This is a genomic window from Bacillus sp. FSL K6-6540, from assembly GCF_038007545.1.
In genome coordinates this window covers 1,061,255-1,070,000 of record NZ_JBBOXH010000001.1, presented here as the reverse complement: position 1 = coordinate 1,070,000, position 8,746 = coordinate 1,061,255, and the positions used below count along the sequence as shown (strand labels likewise).

At 53.7% G+C, this 8,746-nt stretch carries 6 protein-coding genes and 1 riboswitch (1 of these 7 only partly in view); all 6 genes read right to left on the bottom strand.

What is annotated here, in order from left to right; translation table 11 throughout:
- A protein-coding gene (locus tag MHH82_RS04640; RefSeq protein WP_012819065.1) for an NCS2 family permease crosses the window boundary here: on the bottom strand, positions 1 to 551 show its beginning. Its footprint begins 820 nt before the window's first position; only the first 551 of its 1,371 coding nucleotides appear in the window; its start codon is at positions 549 to 551; its stop codon lies beyond the left edge, outside the window.
- A 209-nt stretch (positions 552 to 760) separates the two neighbouring features.
- Positions 761 to 859, bottom strand: a riboswitch (purine riboswitch).
- Between the two features lie 282 nt (positions 860 to 1,141).
- On the bottom strand, positions 1,142 to 2,080 hold the full coding sequence (locus MHH82_RS04635; RefSeq protein ID WP_340963753.1) for an NADP-dependent oxidoreductase: 939 nt from the start codon (positions 2,078 to 2,080) through the stop codon (positions 1,142 to 1,144).
- A gap of 228 nt (positions 2,081 to 2,308) precedes the next feature.
- Positions 2,309 to 3,847 carry a glutamine-hydrolyzing GMP synthase gene (gene guaA / locus MHH82_RS04630; protein WP_012819063.1) on the bottom strand — a complete coding sequence of 513 codons (1,539 nt, stop codon included), beginning with the start codon at positions 3,845 to 3,847 and terminating at the stop codon, positions 2,309 to 2,311.
- A 78-nt stretch (positions 3,848 to 3,925) separates the two neighbouring features.
- A complete protein-coding gene (locus tag MHH82_RS04625) occupies positions 3,926 to 6,250 on the bottom strand; it encodes a transglutaminase-like domain-containing protein (RefSeq protein WP_340963748.1) in 2,325 nt (774 codons plus the stop codon).
- Positions 6,222 to 7,520 (bottom strand): DUF58 domain-containing protein, encoded by a 1,299-nt coding sequence (locus MHH82_RS04620; protein ID WP_340963745.1) that lies wholly within the window; start codon positions 7,518 to 7,520, stop codon positions 6,222 to 6,224. Before MHH82_RS04620 ends, MHH82_RS04625 begins: the two co-directional genes overlap by 29 nt.
- Positions 7,517 to 8,524, bottom strand: a complete 1,008-nt coding sequence (locus MHH82_RS04615) for an AAA family ATPase (RefSeq protein WP_049788667.1) — start codon at positions 8,522 to 8,524, stop codon at positions 7,517 to 7,519. The genes MHH82_RS04620 and MHH82_RS04615 overlap by 4 nt, the downstream gene beginning before the upstream one ends.
- Positions 8,525 to 8,746: the final 222 nt, after the last annotated feature.

The window sequence follows — 8,746 nt, the reverse complement described above, 5'->3', positions numbered from 1 at the left end:
TCAACGAAATTTCCAAGACCAAGATTGAAGGCACCGCCTGGTACCGGATGAGAGATATCCGTTCCCGGGTTGATGGAAGCCGTAACGATATTGCCCAGCTTCAGGCCAACGATCGTAATGAACAATCCGATACCAACGGTAATGGCGATCTTCAAGTTGTTCGGAACCGCCGTCAACAGCATTTGGCGGACTTTGGTTACCGTAAGAATGATGAAGACGATACCGGAGATGAATACGGCACCGAGCGCCGCCTGCCAAGTAATCGCACCGTTCGAGCTTAATACAACTGTCATGAAATACGCATTCAAACCCATACCTGGTGCCAGCGCAACCGGAATGTTAACGAAAAAGCCCATGGCCATGGTCACGAGACCGGCACCAACAGCGGTAGCGAAGAATACGCCTTCTTGTGGAATGCCCGCGCCGTCAGGACCCAGGAACAGATTGTTGACCAGCAGGATGTAAGCCATGGTCATAAAGGTCGTCAAGCCTGCGATAATCTCGGTTCTTACATTCGTTCCGTGTTCCTTTAGTTTAAAGAAACGCTCCATTGTAGAGATATCCCCCTTAAATTAATGACCGGCAACATACAAATAGACCCTAAGGATAGATCCCTAGGGCCGTCGCTTGAAAAAAGAGCCGCAAAACAATCTTTCGCATGCTGCCGGGCAGCATCCTTATCGAATAACCGGTCTGCTGCATTGGAGCTTTGCTCCAGCTTGCAGGCCGGTCTCGAATGCTGGACGAGTCCGCATCATTATATTGCCGCTCTTCTTTTCGTAGCGAGATCATTACGGTGACCTGTAGAGACTCCCGGGCCCATTCCCGGGATTATACGAAAAAGCTCGTTATTTGTAGTTGTCGTGTCGGTTTCTACACATATTCTAGGACGAGAAGCCCAACCTTGTCAACAACAAAAACGAATATTAAACTTGTCAATTTAAAGAAACGTTCGGGAATTGCCTTTCCAAAAGCTTTCCGCTCTAGGACGACTGACCTACATACGGCTAAAAATAACCCAAAACCTGGGAAGATGCGCACATGTTCATCGAAATCCGCCCGGTGAGGTGTTTTACATCCGATGGTGGCAGACGCGGGTCCAAACCGGACACGCAGGATGAAATCGGAATCGTCTATCTTCTTAGGAGAAACTTATGGCTATTTTACCGACAGCATGGTGGGTCTCACTTAATGAGTGGGCATCGTAGAGCCCTTTTCGCGAAAAAGGAAACGTAGCTCCCACGACGGCTCTTACCTTTTTTTGCTCTAACATATCGGCTATTTCCTGAAGCTGCTGGCCATTGGGATCCAGCCATATATTTTTGGCGGTCACGTCGTATTTTCTTACCAGTTCTTCATCAAAATCGCTGACAATCGATATGATTCGCCCGGTATGCTGTTTCAGTACTTTAAAGCTGTTCTTCTGCACGTCACCGCCCATCGTATCGAACACAACGTCCACATCCGATAAATCATCTTCAAATCGGGTCGTCCGATAATCGATCATCCGATCAGCACCGAGTGAGGCAAGCAGTTCATGATTGCGTTCGCTGGCGGTCGTTATGACGTAAGCACCCGCTTGTTTGGCAAACTGGATAGCGAACATACCGACGCCGCCAGCGCCTGCATGAATCAATACCTTCTCTCCTTTGGTCAGTTCACCATGTGTAAACAGCGCCTGCCAAGCAGTGAGTCCCGCGAGCGGAACGGATGCCGCTTCCTCCCATGAGATAGCAGCAGGCTTGCGTGCCAACAGGTGGTCATCCACCAAAGTAAATTCGGCATATGTGCCAAAACGGGTCGTTTCCGGGCGGGCAAACACTTCGTCCCCCACTTTCCAATCCGTTACCTCGCTCCCTATTTCCGAAATGGTCCCGGCAACATCCCATCCTAAAATAATGGGAAACTCCCAATCCATCATTTGTTTTAAATAGCCTTCTCGAAGCTTCCAGTCAATTGGATTGATCGAGGTAGCGGCCACTTTGACTAAGACCTGATGCGCTTGCGGTGCAGGAGTAGGTACTTCTCTTTCCTGAAGCTCTTCCTTGCCACCATAACGGTCAATGACGATAGCTTTCATTCTTTTCCTCCTCACAGGTTCGGTCTTGGTTCAACTTCCCTAAAGCTCGCTCTTACCCATTGCACCTTAACGTATTATTTATCTTATTGGACAAAAGATGCATGCAATAAACCAGGGCCTCAATCCATTGTTTTAAGAGGAAAGCTCGTATGGTACCAACGAAAAAAAACCTTCAATCCCACGGATGTGGATTTGAAGGTTTTTATGTTTAGTGAAGCAGTATAAAAATTACTCCCACTCGATCGTTGCTGGCGGCTTGGAAGTCACGTCGTACACGATGCGGTTGACGTTCTCGACTTCGTTCACGATGCGGACGGAGATTTTCTCCAGCACATCCCATGGGATGCGCGCCCAGTCCGCTGTCATGCCGTCGATGGAGGTTACGGCGCGGATGCCTACGGTGTAGGAATACGTGCGCGCATCACCCATAACGCCGACGCTCTTCATGTTCGGAAGCGCCGTGAAATACTGCCAGATTTCGCGATCCAGGCCAGCTTTCGCGATTTCCTCGCGCAGGATGTAGTCGGAGTCGCGGACGATTTGCAGCTTGTCCTCCGTTACTTCGCCCAGTACGCGAATCGCAAGACCCGGGCCAGGGAAAGGCTGACGATGAACGATCTCGTCCGGCAAGCCAAGCTCTTCGCCGACTTTGCGAACTTCGTCCTTAAAGAGGGCTTTGAGCGGCTCGATGAGCTCGAATTTCATGTCTTCAGGCAGCCCGCCGACATTGTGATGGGACTTGATCGTATGTGCCGTGTCCGTTCCGCTCTCCACGATATCGGTATACAGCGTGCCTTGAGCCAGGAATGCGAAATCATCAAACTTGCTGGATTCCTCATCGAATACGTAGATGAACTCGTTGCCGATGATTTTACGTTTTTTCTCCGGATCGTCCACGCCCTTCAGCTTGGACATGAAACGCTCCTGAGCGTCAATCTTGACGACCTTCATGTCGAACTTGCCGACAAAGGTCTCCATCACGCTCTCGGCCTCGCCCTTGCGCAGCAGTCCATGATCGATGAACATGCATGTCAGCTGATCGCCGATGGCTTTGTGAATCAGCATGGCCACAACGGATGAATCAACGCCGCCGCTCAGTGCACACAGCACTTTTTTCTCGCCGACCACTTCACGGATTTCGCGAACCTGATCCTCGATGAAAGTCTCCATGCTCCAGTTGCCTTCGCAGCCGCATACTTCGTACAGGAAATTCTTAATCATTTCGTTACCATGGACGGAGTGGCGAACCTCCGGATGGAATTGCACGGCGTACAGCTTCTTGTCTTCGTTACTCATCGCGGCGATCGGAGCGGATTCCGTTCCTGCATCCAGCTTGAAGCCGGAAGGCAGCGATACCACGTGATCGCCATGACTCATCCATACGGTTTGTTTTTGCTCAATCCCTTTGACAAGCGTCGAGTTCGGAGCGAATTCCAATTCGGCTTTACCGTATTCGCGCTTCGAAGCACGCTCTACTTTTCCGTCCAGCTGCTGAGCCATAAGCTGCATGCCGTAGCAAATGCCGAAGATCGGCAGTCCCAGATCGTAAATGGCAGGATCCACATGCGGTGCATTCTCGGAATACACGCTGGAAGGACCTCCTGAGAAAACAATGCCGCGCGGGGAGAGATCTTTAATCTTCTCGACGGGCGTATTGTATGGCAGAAGCTCACTATAAACGCCAAGATCGCGAATGCGTCGTGCTATAAGTTGGTTGTACTGTCCACCGAAGTCCAAAACGACGATGATTTCATTAGGCTTATTCATTACCGGGCCTCCCTTGATTAATGAAATTAATTATACGCAACCCCAATTCATACCGTCAAGAAAGAGGGCCCTTTGTTTTCATGCCAGTTTTTTGACAATTCGAATGCATTGGCGCAAAAAGAGTACTTTTTCCGTACGGGACCAAGGTTCATCCTGGTACGCCGCCCGCTCCCAACGCGACGCGAACGCCTCCAGCTCCGCCCTGAATTCGGCATCGGCAATCGACAGGGCGCTGACGTATTGACGCATGGTCTGCCCTCTTTCCAGATCCCCATACTTGCGCTGCAACTTGTCCCAGACCCATACCGCCGCCGATACGAGTCCCTCCCGCCCGCTGACCGCTATCGTCCGGGCCATCCTCATGAAGGCCCAACTTTGGCGTACGGCCGGAATTCGGCAAATGACGGCCACAATAAGAGGGAGGATCAACAAAAGCGCGACCCCAAACATCACGGGACCGATGGCGGATATCACAAGGAGCACTTTAACGGCAGCGTAGATCATGGTACTCCACAAGGTATGCCATGACATCATTCCGGCGGAGCCGGAATCGCCGGCAGCCGGAGGCGGGGACATCCCCTCGACCCCAAAGCCCGGAGTCGGATCAAACAGAACCCACCCCTGTCCCGGGAAAAACACTTCCACCCACGCATGCGCATTCTTTTGGGCGACCTCGTAACGATCCATCGTGCCGGCCACCCGATCGCCAGGCGCGAATCCCGTCACATAGCGTGCGGGGATGCCCTCGGATCGGAGTAAGACGGTCATCGCCGTAGCAAAATGAACGCAGTACCCTTCCTTCGCATCGAACAAAAAATGATCCGTAAAATCCCGGCCCTCCGGTGGCACGGAGGTTTGCAGCGTATACGTATAGTTCTGCTCCAAATAGGATTCGATAGCTTGCGCCGTTTCATACCTGCCCGCGGCGTCCGATGTAATCTTCCGCGCTAAATCCTTCACCCTGGAGGGCAGCTCCTCGGGAAGCTCCAGATACATTTCTTTCATATATTCGGGATCGTCCCCGTTCGCCCTGCGGAGCGCTTGCTCCTCCGGCTGCGCGTATAAAGTCTCTACGGTATAACCGGACACCGCCCTCTCGCCTTGCAAGGAAATCGTTTCGGACAGCCTGTCGACGGCCAACCTTGGCGCACCTCTCTCTTTGGAAGAATGCATCTCCTTCACGCGGGTAATAATACCTCCCGACAGCAAAGATGGGACGGGGGTCTCCCGTACAAAAGTCAGCGACTGCACGATCGTCTCTCCAGAAGGACGCTCCCAATACGGCAGGAAACCGCTCAGGTCCTCCAATAGCTTGACTGGCTTGCGGATGGAGGGATCTGCATCCCATTTCCGGCCGTCATATCGATTATACGTGTCTCCGCGCCAATACGTCGGTACAGGCGATTGCGCCGTAAAATACAATGCATCGCTGAGCGTCAGAGGGCCTCCCAAATCTTCTCCTTGGAAAGCATATCCCGCAACCTGGGAGGCAGGAATCGACGGTTCCGTATTTCGGCGGAGCCGATCCCCCCATCCCGCCAGTCGTTCCGCCATTTCCGCCACACTCAATCCCATGCCTGGCGAAGGCTCGCCCAAGCCCCCTCCTACTCGGGTAATCCCCGCGATCAGAACGGAGGCCAGCAGCACAAACAGGCTCCAGCGCAGCAGAGGCAGCCCGGACAAGCGGCCGGTTCGCATTGGTTCGGGGAGGTCCATTTCCGAAGAGGTTCCCTCAACGGTTTCCTGCTTCAGCTTAAGGATCAGCATCATGCCCTGGGCCAGCAACATGTACAGCACCGCGCACAGCATATCCCCATAGACGCTTTCTTCCATGGCAGACTCCAGCACCGCCAAATAAACCAGCGTCGAACCGCCAAACAGCCAAACGGTCCGGCGATACAGAGCCAGCATATGCACTGCGGATACCATGATGCCCCAGCCGACAAGCAGGATGATCGTCCTCGTTTCCTGGCTTAAGATCGTAAACTCCCACGCATTTCTGAAAGCCGAAGCGTCGCCTGGAAGTATCAGCGAAGCGTAATCGGACAGCCATGCGAGCGGATCGCTATATTCAAACAACCGGGAACAGAGCCAGACCACCAGCCCGGCATTCAGCGGCAGCCACACCCAGCCTCGCCATGTAAACAACCCTTGTAGCAGCAGAAACAAAGCCCATAGGAATAAGGTTTCCAGCACAAACCGGCCGCCTGTTTCACCCGCATTCCGAAGGGGCAAGAGCCACTCTGACAGAAGTCCCATCACCGGCAGCGTGATTAATATGCGATGAAGCAGCGTTCCGTGCGACAATCTGGAAACGAATACCGAAGGCACACTCCGTGATCCGAATGACCCGGCTTCCCGATTGCCGCCAGCCCTAACGGGCGAGCTGTCCGGTCCTGTCATGGACGGCACCTCCGATCTTGATAGGGTGCTCTACCTCTACTGCTGGTTTTTCATGTACATACACCAGCTTCCCGCCTTTGCCGAAAAATTCCTGCGCCCACGGCGGATGCGCCTGATTCTCCGATGGAGCCGCCGCTGTGCTTTCAGCCGATTTCAACCGGCTTACGCTTTGAATGCAATAAATGGTCACCTTTCTGCAGCCCGCATTCAGGAGGTTTATGCCGGCGACAGCGGCACCCTGATGGAAGTACCCGGTGATGATAGCCCAATCCGTATTCTTTTGCGAGGGATTGAAGGATTGCTGGAATCTTCGGTTCCGCATCGGATCATTCCCGGTTAGCTGAACAGAGGCCAGAGGCACCAACGAATCCGGCTGCCCCTTGGACCCGCCTTTGCGTTCAATCGATGAACCCTCTAAATCCGTCCCATCCATGCATAATTGATAGGGGATTCTATGGCGTATAAGCCGGGATACCATTCCCGCTGCAGCCGATACCGCTTCTTCAAATACTTCCTGCGGTTTCCGGGCTTCATGGCCCTCATACCCTTGGAGCGATGTATCCAGCACAACGCCCTGCCTTGCTCCAAAGCCCTCATGAGGCATAAAAGATTGCAAGCGGCCAAGCTTCGCGGAATTCTTCCAATGAATCCGATTCATGGGATCCCCTGGAACATAATCGCGCACGCCCGATCCTCTCATTTCATTCCAAACGTTGAAGCGTACGCGTTCATCTTCCGTATCCATATCGCTTCCATGCATGGGCATCTGGGCCACAGGCCACTCCGCGGGCTTTGGCAGCACGATCAGGCCGCCCGAATCGCTGAGCAGACTTCGGTTTGTCCTGAACCAGCCGAACAGATCACCCCATTCCATCTCGCTATAGATCGAAGACCAGACTCCGCGGGGAACCTGGTTCAGTCGGTAGGTATACTCAAGTCGTCGCCGCATGCCCGGGAACAGCAGTTTGCGATATGTCCTGCTGCCGATGCGGTCGGTGATGATAAGCCATGGCAGGGGAAGAATGCAACGATAGGCAACATGAACCGTCATCTGGACGGAGTCTCCAGCCTGTATGCACAAAGGGGAGCTTGTGTGCGAGATGGTGATTCGGGTCGGACCGAGCAAGCTCGTCATAGCCCCTCCCAGCAATAGAATCGTGGATGCCCACCAAACCAGCCGCAGCGCTTCCCCGCCTAACCAAAGATAGAGCCCCAAAGACACCGACCAGATGGCTATGCCTCTCAACCAATCCAGCAGACGCCGTCTCATGAGGTGCTTCCTTTCCGGCTGCGCTGGCGCGGCAGGTCAAACCTCGTAAGGATGGATTCTACCATTTCATAAGGAGTCACGCCGGCTGCGCGTGCATCATGACCGAGGTGAATCCGGTGGGTCAGCACCGGTACGGCAACGCGCAGGCAGTCATCCGGGATGACATACATTCGGCCTGTCAAGAATGCGGCTGCCTGCGAAGCACGGAGCCACGCTAATGTCCCTCTCGGACTGATGCCCAGGGATACGCCCTGCTGCCTTCGGGAAGCATCGGCCACACTGACCATGTAGCGTTTGATGGTGTCATCCACGAAGACGCGGGACACGCTCTGCTGCATCCGGATGAGCTCGGAGCCCATCATGATCGGCTTCAGATCATCCAGTCTGGAACTGCCCATTCCCCGCTCCAGCAGCTCCAATTCGCCTTCCATGTTGGGGTAGCCCAGCGATAATCTCATCAAAAAGCGATCCAGCTGCGCCTCCGGCAGGCGGCTTGTGCCTTCATATTCGTACGGATTTTGCGTTGCCAGCAGGAAGAACGGGGCAGGCAGCGGATACGTATGACCGTCCACGGTGACGCGCCCCTCTTCCATCGCCTCCAGCAGCGCGGATTGCGCCCGCGGCGATGCCCGGTTAATCTCATCGGCCAACACGATATTGGATATCACCGGTCCGGGCCTAAATACAAATTCTCCCGTGTGCGGATAATAGACCGATGCGCCCGTAATGTCCCCTGGCATCAGATCATAAGTAAACTGAATGCGGCTGAAATCGCAGCCGATTAACGCAGCCACCGACTTCACCAGCATGGTCTTCCCGACTCCCGGCACGTCCTCCAGCAGCACATGGCCCCCGGCCAGCAAGGCAATCATCGTTAACGAGATTTGCTCCTCATGTCCGACGATGACGCTGCCGACCCGTTTGGTAACCCTCCCCAGAAGATCTGGCGCCCACTCCGGATGATCGGCTTCTTCAGCATGAACGGATGAACGATACAAGTACATCAACCTCCAACCTATATTCATAGATTATTTAATAGCGTTAGCTTAGAATCTTGAATCTATGAATAGGTTTTCCAAGAAAGCACGAAGATAGACGTCTTTTGCTAGAAAAGGATTCGCCTGTCCCGCATGATTCACAGCGCGCCGCCCGCCTGGCCTGGACGATCTGCACGAAAAAGGCCAGCCCGTAGCAACGGGTGGCCTCCATCTCATTCATACGTACAT